The 15,051-nt window shown below is 59.9% G+C and carries 14 protein-coding genes and 1 pseudogene; 11 read left to right on the top strand and 4 right to left on the bottom strand.

The features are described from left to right. Nucleotides 1–260: 260 nt before the first annotated feature. Nucleotides 261–560, top strand: a pseudogene (locus tag GJA_RS19385) (AzlD family protein). 23 nt (nt 561–583) lie between these two features. Here the strand turns inward: GJA_RS19385 and GJA_RS19380 are convergent. The 3 genes from GJA_RS19380 to GJA_RS19370 all read right to left on the bottom strand — a co-directional run bounded on the left by GJA_RS19380 (nt 584) and on the right by GJA_RS19370 (nt 2,613). Then, on the bottom strand, nt 584–1,204 hold the full coding sequence (locus GJA_RS19380) for a glycine zipper 2TM domain-containing protein (protein WP_038495514.1): 621 nt from the start codon (nt 1,202–1,204) through the stop codon (nt 584–586). A 275-nt stretch (nt 1,205–1,479) separates the two neighbouring features. Then, the gene (locus GJA_RS19375; protein ID WP_038495511.1) at nt 1,480–2,046 is read right to left on the bottom strand and encodes a glycine zipper 2TM domain-containing protein; all 567 of its coding nucleotides are present in this window, start codon (nt 2,044–2,046) and stop codon (nt 1,480–1,482) included. A gap of 123 nt (nt 2,047–2,169) precedes the next feature. After that, nucleotides 2,170–2,613 carry an NINE protein gene (locus tag GJA_RS19370; protein WP_038495508.1) on the bottom strand — a complete coding sequence of 148 codons (444 nt, stop codon included), beginning with the start codon at nt 2,611–2,613 and terminating at the stop codon, nt 2,170–2,172. 225 nt (nt 2,614–2,838) lie between these two features. On the opposite strand from GJA_RS19370, the gene rpsP reads away from it, so the two are divergent. The 9 genes from rpsP (at nt 2,839) to GJA_RS19325 (ending at nt 10,996) form a co-directional block, all read left to right on the top strand. Continuing rightward, nucleotides 2,839–3,087: a 30S ribosomal protein S16 gene (gene rpsP, locus GJA_RS19365; protein ID WP_038495505.1), complete on the top strand. Its 249-nt coding sequence runs from the start codon at nt 2,839–2,841 to the stop codon at nt 3,085–3,087. A gap of 37 nt (nt 3,088–3,124) precedes the next feature. Continuing rightward, on the top strand, nt 3,125–3,661 hold the full coding sequence (gene rimM, locus GJA_RS19360; RefSeq protein ID WP_174525964.1) for a ribosome maturation factor RimM: 537 nt from the start codon (nt 3,125–3,127) through the stop codon (nt 3,659–3,661). A 62-nt stretch (nt 3,662–3,723) separates the two neighbouring features. Further along, nucleotides 3,724–4,470 carry a tRNA (guanosine(37)-N1)-methyltransferase TrmD gene (gene trmD, locus GJA_RS19355; RefSeq protein ID WP_038495500.1) on the top strand — a complete coding sequence of 249 codons (747 nt, stop codon included), beginning with the start codon at nt 3,724–3,726 and terminating at the stop codon, nt 4,468–4,470. A 118-nt stretch (nt 4,471–4,588) separates the two neighbouring features. Next, nucleotides 4,589–4,972 (top strand): 50S ribosomal protein L19, encoded by a 384-nt coding sequence (gene rplS / locus GJA_RS26870; RefSeq protein ID WP_081905495.1) that lies wholly within the window; start codon nt 4,589–4,591, stop codon nt 4,970–4,972. Nucleotides 4,973–5,049: 77 nt separating this feature from the next. Continuing rightward, nucleotides 5,050–5,709, top strand: a complete 660-nt coding sequence (locus GJA_RS19345) for a CoA pyrophosphatase (RefSeq protein WP_038495494.1) — start codon at nt 5,050–5,052, stop codon at nt 5,707–5,709. A 117-nt stretch (nt 5,710–5,826) separates the two neighbouring features. Continuing rightward, nucleotides 5,827–6,786 carry a CobD/CbiB family protein gene (locus GJA_RS19340; RefSeq protein WP_038495492.1) on the top strand — a complete coding sequence of 320 codons (960 nt, stop codon included), beginning with the start codon at nt 5,827–5,829 and terminating at the stop codon, nt 6,784–6,786. Between the two features lie 340 nt (nt 6,787–7,126). Continuing rightward, the gene (locus GJA_RS19335) at nt 7,127–7,465 is read left to right on the top strand and encodes a DUF3579 domain-containing protein (RefSeq protein WP_038495487.1); all 339 of its coding nucleotides are present in this window, start codon (nt 7,127–7,129) and stop codon (nt 7,463–7,465) included. A gap of 164 nt (nt 7,466–7,629) precedes the next feature. Further along, on the top strand, nt 7,630–8,079 hold the full coding sequence (locus GJA_RS19330) for a CBS domain-containing protein (protein ID WP_038495485.1): 450 nt from the start codon (nt 7,630–7,632) through the stop codon (nt 8,077–8,079). Between the two features lie 172 nt (nt 8,080–8,251). Then, nucleotides 8,252–10,996 (top strand): M16 family metallopeptidase, encoded by a 2,745-nt coding sequence (locus GJA_RS19325; protein ID WP_038495483.1) that lies wholly within the window; start codon nt 8,252–8,254, stop codon nt 10,994–10,996. A gap of 90 nt (nt 10,997–11,086) precedes the next feature. Here the strand turns inward: GJA_RS19325 and GJA_RS19320 are convergent, their stop codons facing one another. Beyond that, nucleotides 11,087–11,827 (bottom strand): GntR family transcriptional regulator, encoded by a 741-nt coding sequence (locus tag GJA_RS19320; protein WP_038495480.1) that lies wholly within the window; start codon nt 11,825–11,827, stop codon nt 11,087–11,089. Between the two features lie 395 nt (nt 11,828–12,222). On the opposite strand from GJA_RS19320, the gene GJA_RS19315 reads away from it, so the two are divergent. Next, on the top strand, nt 12,223–14,985 hold the full coding sequence (locus GJA_RS19315) for a TonB-dependent receptor (RefSeq protein WP_038495477.1): 2,763 nt from the start codon (nt 12,223–12,225) through the stop codon (nt 14,983–14,985). Nucleotides 14,986–15,051: the final 66 nt, after the last annotated feature.

Genomic DNA, 15,051 nt, shown 5'->3' with positions numbered 1-15,051 from the left:
GATGCAGCGGCGCCGCCCCGGCGCGGCCAGGCATGCGGTCGCCGTTCAGCCTGCCTTATTACGCCGGATGTTGTTCCAGCATGTATGTACTCTGGATATTGTCAACGGCGCTGGGTGCAGCCATCGGTCCCTTTATCGGGAATCTGGCGCGGTTATCGGGCCGCGCGGCGCTGGCTGTTTAGCCTGGTGGCGGGGCCATGGTATGTCGTCAGCGGGACGCTCTGCGGCAGCGTTGCGGTTTATTTTTGGGCTAAACCGGAATGATGAATATGATGCACTTGTTGACTTTTGGCTTGATGGGCCTGGTTACTTATCTGACCTGGATAGGCGGTTATTTTGCCTTGCGCAACAGAACCTTGAGCCCGCGGGCCAAGGCTGTGATGCAAGCGGCGCCAGGCTAGGTGCCGATCTCGGTGATCGCACCGCATGTCGTTTCCAGGCGGCCAGCCGAGCTGATCGCGCTGGCGCCGACCGTCGCCGCCGCAACGCGATTGCCGATGCTGGCGACGGTGGTGGTCGGAGTTGTTTCGTCCGGTTTGTCGCGCCACTGCCCAGGATAAGGCAGGGCGCTGTCTTGCCGATCTTAACGGCGGGCGATGCCGTTGCCGGAATTCTTGACGCGGTCGCCGGCGGCCAGGCCAGGGTCTTGTTCGAAATTGAAGTCGGCGCGGTTGCCGTTTTCATATTCGACGGTGACGGTCCACACTTTCGACGCTTTCATCTTGCCTTCGACCACATTGCCGGCGTAAGCGCCGCCCGCCGCGCCGGCCAGCGTGGCCAGGTCCTTGCCGCGGCCGCCGCCAACCTGATGGCCCAGCAAGGCACCCGCCACGCCGCCGCCGATCAGGCCCAGCGCGCTGCCCTGGCCCGCCTTGTCGGTCACGTTGACCGCCACCACCTTGCCGCAGTCATTGCAGATGGCGGCTTGTTGCGGCACGGGAGCCGGGCTGTTGCCGGCCCGTTGGCTGGCCTTGGCCTTGGCGATGGCGTTGTCGTATTCGCTCTTGGCGTCGCGCAGGCATTGCATGCGCGCACTGGAGCTGGTTTCTTCGGTGCACAGCTTCTTGTCGTCTGCGTAGCGCGTATTGGCCTGTTTGGTATCGTAGGCGTATTGCGCTTTTGGCGACAGGGTGCTTTGTGCAAATGCCGGGCTGGACAGCAGGCCGGCGGCGATCAGGGCGATCATCAGTGGGCGACGGATCATGGCGTTCTCCAATAGTGGTTAGATGAATTATTCTGTTCTGCTGACACGGCAGGCGCGTGCAATGGCCTCACTGCATATTGATGGTGCCGGGGCGGCGCTTGGGTTTGGCGCTGTCTTGCTCGCTTGCTGATGCAGGGCGCGCCGCGCAGGGTGTGGGGCGGCGTATGACGACAGTATAGGGGAATTTTGTAACCGGCTATCAACATTGCCGTCTATCGTGCACGCCCCGCCGTGGCGCGGGCCGTGCGCTTGCTACTGTCGCGAAAGTGTCCCGCTTAACGCCGGACGATGCTGTTGCCGTGATTGCGCACCAGTTGACCGTTCGAAAAGTGAGGATCGCTGGCAAACTCGAATTGGCGTTTGCTGCCGTTTTCATATTGCGCCGAGACGATCCAGACCTTGGTCGCGCGCATATTTTTTTCCACCTGATTGCCGGCATAGGCGCCGCCGGCGGCCCCGGCCACGGTGGCCAGCTGGCGTCCATGGCCGCCGCCGACCTGGTTGCCCAGCAAGGCGCCGGCCACGCCGCCGCCGATGACGCCCAGTCCGCTGCCCTTGCCTTGCCGTTCCACCACGCGTACCGACACCACCTTGGCGCACACGGCGCAGATATTCTTGATCGGGCTGCTGGCGTAGGGCCGATTTTTATTGATGAGCAAGTTGCGGTCGTATTCGGCGCTGGCGTCGCGCAGGCATTGCATGCGCGCGGTCGACGAATTTTCCCTGGCGCAGATTTTTTTATCGGCGTCGTAGCGTTGTGCCGGCGACATGCTGGCTTGGGCGCAGGGCGCGGTGAACAGGCTGGCCAGCGTCAAGGCCAGCGTCAAGGGGAGATGTTTCATGATGTCTTATCCAAAAATTAAGCCCGCATTCTCGTGTTGCCGCGTCATGCGGCAGTCTGGCGGCCGAGGGCGACAGTATAGGGCTTGGCTGCGCCGAGGCGCGCCACGATAGCGCGAGCCACCTCAGCCGTAGGAGCCGCCGGTGTACAGCAGGTCGAACAGGCGCGCAATGGTGGCGATCAGCGTGCCGGCGCCGACCATCAAGGTGGCGACCAGCAACACCGCCAGCGGCCAGTCGGATGCCGATTGCCTGCAGGAATCGGCATTAAAGGCGGCGTCCCATTTTTCATCCGGCATCAGGCCCAGCACCAGCGCTTCGAGGAAGCCGGCCAGTCCCGATACCGTCAGCGGCAAGATCTGGTAAAACCAGTCGGCGCCCGGCATCGCGGCCCACAGCAGCAGGCTGGCCGGCAGCGCGGCGCAGTGCAGCCAGCCCCAGCCATCCTTGAAGCCGCGCAAGTAAAAACGGTGCGCGCCGACGGCGCCGAGCAAAAAAGCCAACAGCGTGGCGAAAGTCTTGTTGCTGTGCGCACTGCGCGCAGCGGGAGCATGAACGGCCATGGTCATAGGAGAAGAAAGCGGCAAGAGCCCCAGTATCGGTCAAAACGCTGTTGCAGCCTAGCACTATTGAATACAATACAAGCACGCGGCTATTGCGTCGCGGGCCATCACTGGTCATAATGTTCGATTAGCCCAAATTACACGCCCGTCATCATTAACGCTTGCTGCCTGGCGGTAAAGCGCGCTATAATTTGCGGCTTTTTCCGCCTCAGCACACTTTTTGGAAATATTATGGTCGTTATTCGTTTAGCTCGTGGAGGCGCCAAGAAGCGCCCGTTCTTCAACATCGTCGCTACTGATTCGCGCAATCGCCGCGATGGTCGCTTCATTGAGCGTATCGGTTTTTACAACCCGATGGCGCAAGGTGGTGAAGTGCCACTGCGTATCACCGCAGACCGTCTGGCCTACTGGCAAGGCGTTGGCGCGCAATTGTCGCCAACCGTTGCTCGCCTGGTCGCAAGCAACAAGACTGCTGCTTAATTAAGTCACTGGTTTGACGGTCAAGACTGCATCCGGGGTGCAAATCCCCGACGACCTGGTACAGGTAGGCTATGTGTCCGGTGCTTACGGTGTCGCTGGCGGGATCCGGGTTACCCCTTTCTCGAACGAAGCGGATGCTTTGTTGAATGTCAAGACATGGTGGTTCGATAAGCCGAACTTGCATGACGTTAAAGTCCGGCAAGTAAAACTTCACGGCGGCGACGTCGTGGCCCAGTTGGTGGGTGTGGTAGGGCGGGATGCCGCGGAAGCGCTGAAGGGCGCATCCGTGCAGGTTCCGCGCAGCCTGTTCCCGGCGCTGTCGGCTGACGAGTTTTATTGGTCCGATCTGATCGGGCTGACAGTACAGAATTTGCAAGGTGAGTGCCTCGGGCAGGTTACCGACATGATGAGCAATGGTCCGCAATCGATATTGCGTATCGCTCCGGTCGTTGATCCCCTGGTCACTGACAGTGAACCGGCGCCTGAGCGCCTGATTCCATTTGTGGGCCAGTTTGTCATCAATGTCGACCAGGCCGCAAAGACAATCACGGTCGACTGGGGCCTGGATTATTAATAAGTTTAATAAGCCGCCAGTATCCGGCCGGGCCGTTGGATGTTTTTTGATCGGGGAGCGTGATGCAATTTGATGTCGTTACCCTGTTTCCGGAAATGTTTGCCGCACTGACACAGTCGGGCATTACCCGGCGCGCCTTCGAACAACAAAAATGTGGCCTGTCCTTGTGGAATCCGCGCGATTTCACGACCGATAATCACCGCACCGTGGATGACCGCCCATATGGCGGCGGCCCCGGCATGGTGATGATGGCCAAGCCGCTGGAGGCGACCATCAATGCCGCGAAGCAGCGCCAGACCGATAGCGGCCTGGCTGCGCCGCGTGTGCTGTTCATGTCGCCGCAGGGCAGGCAATTGACGCACCAGCGCGTGATGGAGCTGAAGCAGGAAGCGGGTCTGGTGATCCTGTGCGGCCGCTACGAAGCGGTCGACCAGCGCCTGATCGAGCGTTGCGTCGATGAAGAAATCAGTCTCGGCGATTTTGTGCTGTCCGGCGGCGAGTTGCCGGCGATGGCCTTGATGGACGCCGTGATCCGGCAATTGCCGGGCGTATTGAATACCGATGCGTCGGCGGTCGAAGACAGTTTTGTCAACGGCTTGCTCGATGCGCCGCACTACACGCGGCCGGAAACGTACGAAGGCGCGGGCGTGCCGCCGGTGTTAATGGGCGGCAACCACGCCGAGATCGAAAAATGGCGCCGCCAGCAAATGCTGCGCGCCACCGCGCGCAAGCGGCCGGACTTGCTGCTCAAGGCGCGCAGCGCCGGTTTGCTGAGCAAGGCCGATGAAAAGTTTTTGACGGACCTGTAAGTCGGTTTTGCAGGGACGGGTAGTCCGGGCATGTTGCCCATAATGTCGTACCCATCCTCTACCGGGCGGATAGTCCTTATCCACAGTGCGCCGGCATGATGGTTTTTGGAGTTATAAAATGAACCTGATTCAACAATTAGAGCAGGAAGAGATTGCCCGCCTGGGTAAAGCTATCCCTGAATTCGCACCTGGCGATACCGTTATCGTCAACGTCAACGTAGTCGAAGGCACCCGCAAGCGCGCCCAGGCTTACGAAGGCGTGGTTATCTCCCGTCGTAACCGCGGCTTGAACTCGAACTTCATCGTTCGCAAGATCTCGTCCGGCGAAGGCGTAGAGCGTACGTTCCAACTGTACTCGCCGCTGATCGCTTCGATCGAAGTGAAACGCCGCGGTGACGTTCGTCGCGCTAAACTGTACTATCTGCGTGAGCGTTCGGGTAAATCGGCGCGTATCAAAGAGAAATTGCCAAATCGTCGCGTTGCGGCGAAAGCAAGCGCTTAATTCTAGCGTCTGCGTTTGGAAGAGGGGTGCCTGTGGGTACCCCTTTTTTGTTTCAGCCTGACCGAAAGGCAATCGCCGTGGCCTCACTCTCTTTCGATCCGCAACAGTTGCCCATCGATTCCATCGCCGGCGAAAGCGCCGTGCCGTCCGAGCGCCTGGCGCCGGACTGGCTGCGCCAGCGTTTTGCCGCGATGCCTGCCTGGACGCCGGAAGCGGCCGAGGAATCGCTGTTGAAGCGCGGGCAAGCCACCCGCGCCGCGGTGCTGGTGCCGCTGGTGATGCGCAGCGGCGGCCTGACGGTGTTGCTGACCCGGCGTACCGCCCATTTGAGCAGCCACGCCGGCCAGATCAGCTTTCCTGGCGGGCGCAGCGAAGCGTTCGACAGCTCGCCGTGCGATACTGCGCTGCGTGAAACGGAAGAGGAAGTCGGCCTGGCGCGTGGCCACGTCGAAGTGATCGGCCGCTTGCCCGATTACCTGACCGGCACCGGCTTTTGCGTGACGCCGGTGGTCGGCCTGGTCGCGCCGCCGTTCGAGTTGTCCGCCGACCCGTCCGAAGTGGATGAAATTTTCGAAGTGCCGCTGGCTTTCCTGATGAATGGCGCGCACCACCAGCGCCTGTCGGCCGAATTGCCGGCCGGCCGGCGTTCGTTTTATGCGATGCCGTATGAACGTTTTTACATTTGGGGCGCCACGGCGGGCATGTTGCGCAACCTGTTTCATTTCTTGCGTGCGTAACAGCGTTCTGGCATCCGCTCCGGGAGATTTCCTTTTCTCTTGTAATAAGTTTGATTCCAGCTCTGCACTGCGTTATCGTAGCGGGCATTACGGCACTGCTGATTAAAAGGACGTTTGATGACATTTCTTTCCATTCTATGCGCGCTACTGATTGAGCAACTCAAGCCCTTGCGCGCGGACAATCCCATCTACGCCGAAATCAAGAGTCTCGCGATGCGCATGGAAACCTGGTTCAACGCCGGCCATGCGCGCCATGGCCGCATGGGCTGGTTCTTGATGGTAGGCGCGCTGATGGTGCCGACCGCCGCGATTTACTGGATCCTGATCCATTACGACTTGCGGCTGGTGGCCGTCGCCTGGAATATCCTGATCGTCTACCTGACCCTCGGCTTTCGCCATTACAGCCATTATTTCACGTCGATCCAGCTGGCCTTGAATGCCGGCGACGACGCCACCGCGCGCATCTTGCTGGCCGAATGGACCAGGCAGGACACGATCGGCATGGAGCCGTCCGAAATTTCGCGCATCGCCGTCGAAAAATCGCTGATCACCACCCATCGCAATGTATTCGGCGTGTTCTTCTGGTTCCTGATGCCGCTCGGACCGGCCTGCGCGGTGATGTACCGCGTGTCCGAATACCTGGCGCGCGCCTGGAATGAGCCGGAGCACATGCGCAATGAAGCGTTCGGCCAGTTTGCCGCGCGGGCGTTTTACTGGATCGACTGGATCCCGGTGCGCCTGACCGCCGTGGCGTTCGCCGTGGTCGGCAATTTTGAAGATGCGATCTACGCGTGGCGCAATTTCGCCGGCCGCTGGTCGGATGAAGCGATCGGCATCATCCTGTCGGCCGGCGGCGGCGCAATGGGCGTGCGGCTCGGCACGCCGCAGGAAAATGCCTCCAAGGTGTTGCTGGCCGATGCCGCCACGGTCGATGGCGCCGATGGCGAAGTCGAAAGCATGCCCGGCGAAGAGCCGAGCATGCGCGCCTTGCAAAGCACGGTCGGCCTGGTCTGGCGCGCCTTGCTGTTGTGGATGCTGCTGTTGCTGCTGCTGTCCGGCGCGGTCTGGCTGGGCTGAAAATTCCTCGGCATTGCGTTAAAGTCATGTAAATCGGCCCGGATCAACCTGGGCCGGCAGTCAGTCGCGGCAGACTTTTTCCAGACTGTCCGCAGCCGCTGATTTTCAAGCTGAATCGATGAAAAGATGAGGAAAAATGCGGCCTCACGGCCAAACAGGCATACAATGGCGGCTGTGGACCGGCGCGTTGCCGAGGCCTGTTTTGCGCTTGCGCCACACAAGAAATAGCTGTCCAGGTCTTCTATAAGATATAATACCGAAGAATCGAAAAGATGTAGATTTGCCAGCCCGGTATTTCCCGCCGGGGCCATTCACGCACTCCAGTCCCCACAAGCCGCCTATGGCCGAGTTAGCTCAAAACACCATAGAACTTTCAGACGAGTTCTTCATTCTTGGCGTCACCAGCAATGGCAAACAATTCCGTCCCAGCGATTGGGCGGAACGCCTGTGCGGTGTGATGTCGTGTTTCAACCCTGAAGGCGGGCGCAATTCGCACCTGCAATTTTCGCCCTATGTGCGGCCGACCGTCGTCAACGGCGTCAAGTCGGTAGTCGTCAACAACAAGCTGAAAGCGCTGGAGCCGATGGCTTACCATTTTGTTGTCGCATTCGCCAAAGATAACGACCTGCAAGTGGTCGATGCCTGCTTCTTGCCCTATCCAGACGACAAGAAACCGTGAACCCGGTGCCGCCGCGCGCGGCACTGGCAGTTTTCCCTTCCTTCCCCCTGATTTCCTGTTTGAGCCAGATCAACACCGCCACCGGTTGGCGGCGTAGCGTTGTGCTGCGCGAGGGATTTCTTGCGCGCCCGTGTTGTTAGCGGCAACCATTGGGAGAACGTATTATGCGTATCGGCGATATCTGTACCGTGCAAACCGTGCATTGCAAACGCGACATGAGCGTGCAAGAAGCGGCCTTGATGATGCGCAACCAGCATGTCGGCGACCTGGTCGTAGTGGAGCAGCCGAATGGCGAGCGGGTGCCGGTCGGCATCATCACCGACCGCGACATCGTGATTTCCGTCATTGCGCTGGGGCTCGATCCGGCCAGCCTGCTGGTCGGCGATATCATGAGCGAGGAATTGCTGACCGCCACCGAGGACGACGATGTCTATGAAACCATCGAACGCATGCGTTTCAAGAGCATCCGTCGCTTGCCGGTCGTCAATAGCCTGGGCGGCTTGAGCGGCATCGTCAGCGTCGATGACTTGCTGGAATTCCTGGCCGAGGAAATGGGCGAACTGTCGCGCATCAGTTCCGGCCAGCTGGCGCATGAAAAGCAGGCGCGCCAATAAAAGCGTAGCATAGCGGTGGCAGGGGATGGTTCCCCGGCCACCCTTATCGTTACCTACCATTGATACCGACCACCCTGATCGCCGCTTCCTGCCATGCCGCTGCACATCCGCGCTTGCCGCAGGCATGGTCTCGTGCGCATAATCTGCCGTATCCCTTCATTACCAATATCACATGACATCACTTTACTGGAAACAAGCCGGGCTGTTGCTGTGCGCCTTTACTTTTGTCGGACCCGGCATCGCCGCCGGGCAAACCTTGCCGGCCGGCATTGTCAAAGGACCATCGGTTGAAGGCATTACCGAATACCGCTTGCCGAACGGCTTGACAGTGCTGTTATTTCCCGATGCGTCGAAACCCAGCGTGACGGTCAACGTCACGTACCTGGTCGGCTCGCGGCATGAAAATTATGGCGAAACGGGGATGGCCCATTTGCTGGAACATATGATGTTCAAGGGGGCCCCGAAGAACCGCAGCATCCCGCAGCAATTCGCCAACCGCGGCATGGAATTCAACGGCAGCACCACCGACGACCGCACCAATTATTACGAAGTGTTCCAGGCGGGCGGCGACAACCTGAAATGGGCGCTCGACATGGAAGCGGACCGCATGGTGCATTCCTTTATCGACAAGAAAGACCTCGATTCGGAAATGACGGTGGTGCGCAATGAATATGAAAGCGGCGAGAATTCGCCGTTCAGCGTTTTGCTCAAACGCATGCAAAGCGTGGCCTACGACTGGCACAGCTATGGCCGCGCGACGATCGGCAACCGCAGCGATATCGAAAACGTCAAGATCGACAACCTGCGCGCGTTTTACCGCACGTATTACCAGCCCGATAATGCGGTGTTGCTGGTGGCCGGCAAGTTCGATCCGGCCCAGACGCTGAAATGGATCAGCCAGGGTTTCGGCGCGATTCCGAAACCGAAACGCGTCTTGCCGCCGTTCTGGACCGTCGAGCCGACCCAGGATGGCGAGCGCGGTTTTACCGTGCGGCGCCAGGGCGACATCCAGGTCGTCGCGCTGGCTTACAAGGTGCCGGCCGCGCTGCATCCTGACAGCGACCGGCTCGGTTTCATGTCGGAAATCCTCGGCTCGGGCGCCAGCGCGCGGCTGCATAAGGCGCTGGTCGAAAGCGGCAAGGCGGTCGACGTGTTCAGTTTTTCGCAAGCCGGTTATGCGCCCGGTTTGCAGATCATCGGCGCGGTGGTCAAGAAGGGTGATCCGCTGGCCCCGGTGCAAGACGCGCTGATCGATGCGGTCGAGAACTTCTACAAGACGCCGCCGACGCCGGAGGAAATGGCGCGCGTGCGCATGAATTACGCCAATGAAATCGACAAGTCCCTCAACAATCCGCAAAGCGTCGGCGTGGCGCTGTCGGAGCAAATCGCGCTGGGCGACTGGCGCTTGCTGTTCCAGGGGCGCGACGAATTGCCGAACATCAGCTCGGAACAAGTCAGCCAGGCCGCCGCGCGTTATTTCCGGCGCGATAACCGTACCATCGGCATCTTCTTGCCGGACGATGCGCCGCAGCGCGCCGAGATTCCGGCCGCGCCCGCCGTGGCCGACGTAATGAAGGATTTCAAGGGCAAGGCGGCGACGCTGGCCGGCGAGGATTTCGATCCCAGCCAGGCCAACATCCTGGCGCGCACCGAAGTGAGCGCCATCGGCGGCTTGAAAGTGGCGCTGCTGCCGAAGAAAAGCCGGGGGCAGGAAGTATCGGTCGATTTGCGTTTGCACTGGGGCGACGAACATAATCTGTTCGGCAAGAATGCGATCCAGTCGCTGACCGATGCGATGCTGACGCGCGGCACCAGCAAATATAGCCGCGAGCAATTGCAGGATGCCTCCGACAAGCTGAAGATTTCCGGCAGCCTGTATCACTTCACGACCACCCGCGACAACCTGGACGCGGCGCTGCGGCTGGTGGCCCATGTGCTGCGCGAGCCGAGCTTCCCGGCGGGCGAATTCGAGCAATTGCGCCAGCAATGGATCGTCGGCCTGGAAGCGAACCGCAACGACCCGCAAGACGTGGCCATGCGCGCGATGGATGAATATTTCAACCGCTACCCGAAAGGCGACGTGCGCGCCGTCGCCACCTATGACGAACAGGTGGCGCAGGCGCAGGCGGCCACGCTGGACGACGTCAAGGCTTTCCACCGCGATTTCTATGGCGCGTCGCAAGGCGAACTGGCGATCGTCGGCGATTTCGACCCGGCGGCGGTGGGCAAGACCATCGCCGACAGCTTCGGCGGCTGGGATAGCAAGGCCCATTACGCGCGGGTCGACAACAGCAATTTTGACGTTGCGCCGCTGCACAAGAACATCGATACGCCGGACAAGGAAAACGGCGTGCTGATGGCGCGCCTGAACCTGGACCTGCGCAGCGACGACGCCGATTATCCGGCGCTGGAATTGGCCAATTACATCTTCGGCGACGGCGGCTTGAAGTCGCGTCTGATGGACCGCATCCGCCAGAAAGACGGCTTGTCGTATGGCGGCGGTTCCAGCCTGAGCGTCAGCGATACCGACCGCGCCGGCAATGTCACGATCAGCGCCATCGCCGCGCCGCAAAACCTGAAAAAACTGGAAACGGCGCTGCGCGAGGAGTTGGCGCGCGCGTTGAAGGACGGTTTTACGGCGGCCGAAGTGGCTGGCGCCAAGTCCGGCATCCTGCAGCAGCGTTTGCAAAACCGGGCGCAAGACAATGTGCTGGCCGGCGGCTGGTCCGGCTTCCTGTACCTGGACCGTACCTTCGCGTGGAGCAAGCAATACGAAGACCAGCTGCAGGCGTTGACGGTGGCCGACGTGAATGCGGCGTTCCGCAAGGCGATCGACCCGGCCAAACTGAGCATCGTCATCGCCGGCGACCAGAGCAAAGCCACTGCGGCGGCAGCCGGGGATAAGAGCAGGCGTTAAGTCAATCGCATCGATAAGAAAAGCGCCTTGGCGCTTTTTTTATGTCCGCTGGCTGGTCTGCCGCCGCCAGGCCATGGTATTAGCCTGGCTTTAATTGGTACTTAACTCGGCCACGAAGTCATACATGTCGCCACGGAAGTAGGAGCGGCAAAATTCCACCGCGCGGCCGTCGCGCAAGAAACCCAGCCGTTCGACCGACAGGCCGGCGTCGCCTTCCTGCGCTTGCAGCAGGGTGGCCTGTTCGGCATTCAGCAACAGCGCGCTGAGACGCTGCAAGGCGCGCACCGGGCGGTTGCCGGCTTGTTCCAGCGCATCGTACATCGAGATGTCGACCGCCTGCAGCGATGGCAGGCAAGCCGCCACGATGGTGGCGTATTCGAGGCACATCGGTACTTCGTCGGCGTAGCGGATGCGGTTGAAGCGGTATACCGGCGCGCCCGGGCTGAGCCGCAGCCGCAGCGCTTCTTCCGGCGTTACCGTGCCCTCGGAACGCTTCAGCCAGACGCTGCGCGGGGTGCGTCCGCGCGCCCGCATGTCCTCGGAAAACGAGGTCAGCTTGGCGAAGTTCTTTTCGATCCTGGTATTGATGAAGTTGCCCGAGCCAGGGCGCCGCACCAGCAGCCCCTCGCTGACCAGGCCGTCGATCGCCTTGCGCACCGTGATGCGCGACACCGCCAGGTCGGTCGCCAGCTGGCGTTCGGCCGGCAAGGCTTCGTCGGGACCCAGGATGCGCTTGTCGATCGCCTCCCGCAATGCACGCTGCAATTGCTGGTACAGGGGCAGGCTGCTGGTCTGCCCCAGGCTATGCATGATATGAGCCAGGGTTGTCATACGGTGCGGATCTCCGTTACGGCGCTTGGGGTGGAAAACGTGCGCGCTCTGTGTGTGGTTGGGTCGCTGGATAATACCAAAAAAAGACCGGGGTCAAACCAATTTATCTTGTCTTAAATATAATCAACATGTAACTATTATCTGTCCTGCAGCTGTTCTCCATAGGGCAGGACTAGGTCGCTCAAAAGTGGTTTGTCTGTTCCAAACAACGATATGAAAAAAATATTTCAACTGGTAGTGTTCTGGTATTGGTTAGTAGTATATTGGCGTTGAATTGGTTTTGTAAGTGGTTGTGCCGAAGGATCTGCAGGATGCCGCTCAACTGGTTGAATGGAAACAAGATCCACATTAAAAATGAATGGTTTCACTCTGAAGCCGACATCAAGGGGGAGTAAATGAAACGCAATTTGACACCTGGTAATGCATCACGCACCCATTTGAAACCGATCGCCGCCGCCGTGGCGATCCTGATTGCGGGCGCCAGTTTTTCTGCACAGGCACAGCAAGCTGATGCGGCCGCGGCCAAGACAACTGCCGCGCCGCAAGAAGAACAGCAAATCGTGGTGACCGGTATTCGTGCATCCTTGCAACAATCGCTGAACCAAAAACGCAATTCCGACACTCTGGTCGAAGTCATTACCGCGGAAGACGTGGGTAAGATGCCGGACAAAAACATCGCCGACTCCCTGCAACGTTTGCCAGGCGTCAGCGTCGCGGCAGCCGGCGGCGGCGAAGGCAGCTTCGGCGAAAACGACCGCGTGGCACTGCGCGGCACACCGTTCGGCCTGACCTTGACCACATTCAACGGCCACTCGGTCGGCAGCGGCGACTGGTTCGCCGACAACATCATCGGCGGCGGCCGCAGCGTCAGCTTCTCGCTGTTTCCATCGGAGCTGATCGGCCGCGTCACCGTGCACAAGGGTTCGCAAGCGGATCTGCTGGAAGGCGGCGCCGAAGGCGTGGTCGATATCGAAACCCGCAAACCGCTGGATTTCAAGAAATCGTTTACCGGCCAGGTCAATCTGGGGGCGGTGTATTCCTCCAACGCAGGCAAGACCGATCCGCAAGTCAGCGGCATGCTGGCGTGGAAAAACGATAGCAATACCTTGGGGGTATTGTTGCAGGGCTTCCATCAAAAACGCACCTTGAGCCGTTATGGCCAGGAAAACGGCGTCTGGTACGATCCGGTCGAAGCAGGTTCGCCAATTGCCAACGAGATCCCTGGCGCCAGCGGCGCCAAGGCCAACTACCTGGGCGGCACGGCATGGTTTGAGCAGACCCGTACCCGCGACGGCGGCCTGCTTGACGTACAGATCAAGCCAAACAAGGACGTGATGCTGGATTTGACGCTGTTCCACTCGCAGCTCGATGCGCCTAACATCAATCACAACTTCATGCAATCGCTGGGCCGCGCGTTCGGCACGACCTGGGCTTCGCCTCCGGGCTTCCCGGCTGGTAACCTCAGCGGTAGCGTGGCTGGCGGCGTACTGACCAGCCTGAACGCCAACCTGCCGGCCAATTGCCCTAGCTGCGCCGGTATTTCGGGCGCGGTGCAGGAAGAATTCAGCCGACCTGTGGCAAAGAGCAATTCCGACTTCATCAACCTGGACGGTAAATTCCGCGTCAATGACCGCCTGACCCTGAACACCAAAGTGGGCAGCACCCGCGGCGTCGGCGAAACCGTCAGCGGCGCGCTGGGCGTGTGGATGCCGTTCCAGGGCGGTAGTTACAGCATGAACGGCGCCAAGAATCCAATCAATTACGTGATTCCAGGCGCGGACAAGTTCTCGATCGGCGGCGTCAGCGGCGAACCGTACACCTATGGTTCCCACGTGAAAGCGATCGACAAGGAAAACTATGGCCAGGTCGACGCTACGTTGAAACTTGACTTGCCGGTCGTCTCGTCGCTGCAATTCGGTGCGCGGATCGCCGAGCACAAGCGCACGCTCGATGCCATCGGCATCAATTCGAATGTCGAGGGCTCGACCGATGCGAATGCATTGGGCAACCCTGCCAATCTGCCGCTGGGCGGCCTGGTCTCGTTCCCAAGCGGCTTCAGGGATCTGGGCACCAACGGCGCCGGTTACTGGACTTTCTCGAAAGACGCCGTGAATAACTGGCTGAGCAAGTATGCGAATTATTCGGGCCACCTGCGTCAAAACGAGTTCACCATCAAGGAACCGACCCAGTCGGTCTACGGTATGGCAAATTTCGGCGCCGAAGGCTTCTCGGGTAACTTCGGCGTGCGCATCGTGCATACCAAGGAAGACGTCAACCGCTACGAACTCAATGCCGCTGGCGAGTACAAGCTGCTGAACTACACCAACACGTATAACGACTTCTTGCCTAGCGCTAACTTCCGCCTGGATGTCGCGAAAGACGTGGTGGTCCGTTTTGGCGCCAGCCGCACCATGGCGCGTCCTGAGCTGGGCATGATGGCCGGCCTGGACCTGCGCGACCAGCAGCTGTTCGGCGTGGTCGGCAATCCTAACCTGCGTCCTATCCGCGCCAACAATGCTGATATCGGCGTGGAATGGTACTTCGAGCCAAAATCGATGGTATCGGCTAATGCGTTTTTCTCGGCGCTCGACGGTTATGTGACTTACGGCAAAACCACCGGCACCTTCTACAATCAGTTGCAGAAGAAAAACACCGTGTATCAGATCGGCACGCCATTCAATACCACGGCTGAAGTCAAGGGCCTGGAACTGGCTTATGTGCAAGCCTTGCCGGCCGGTTTTGGCGTCAATGCCAATTACACCTATACCAATGGCAAGGAAACCGGCAATGTCTTCGGCTCGCCTTGCGCCGATCCGATCAGCCCGGATTGCACGCTGATCGGTACTTCGCGTAATGCGTATAACGTTGGCGGCTTCTTTGAAAACGACAAGTTCAGCGCGCGCCTGACCTATAACTTCCGCTCCGGCTTCCTGAACGGCACCAGCCGTAACAGCGCCGCGTATCAAGGTTCGATCGGCACGCTGTCGGCGTCGATCGCGTACCAGCTGACGGAAAACCTGGCGATCACGCTCGATGGCAAGGACTTGAACAATCCGATGGTACGTTCGGTCATCAAGACTCCAGGCATCGACGATGTCCCGGGCTCGTTCTACAAGAACGGCCGCCAGATCTACCTGGCGCTGCAAGGCAAGATGTAATCAAAGCGGCCGCTGTTCACACGGGGGTGTGGGCAGCGGCGGTCCTCGGTATCTCTCAAGGCAAGT

Origin of the sequence: Janthinobacterium agaricidamnosum NBRC 102515 = DSM 9628 (assembly GCF_000723165.1) — a bacterium.
Classification (GTDB): domain Bacteria; phylum Pseudomonadota; class Gammaproteobacteria; order Burkholderiales; family Burkholderiaceae_D; genus Janthinobacterium; species Janthinobacterium agaricidamnosum.
The sequence above is the reverse complement of the archived record's forward strand: the minus strand, read 5'-3'. Positions and strand labels throughout refer to the sequence as shown.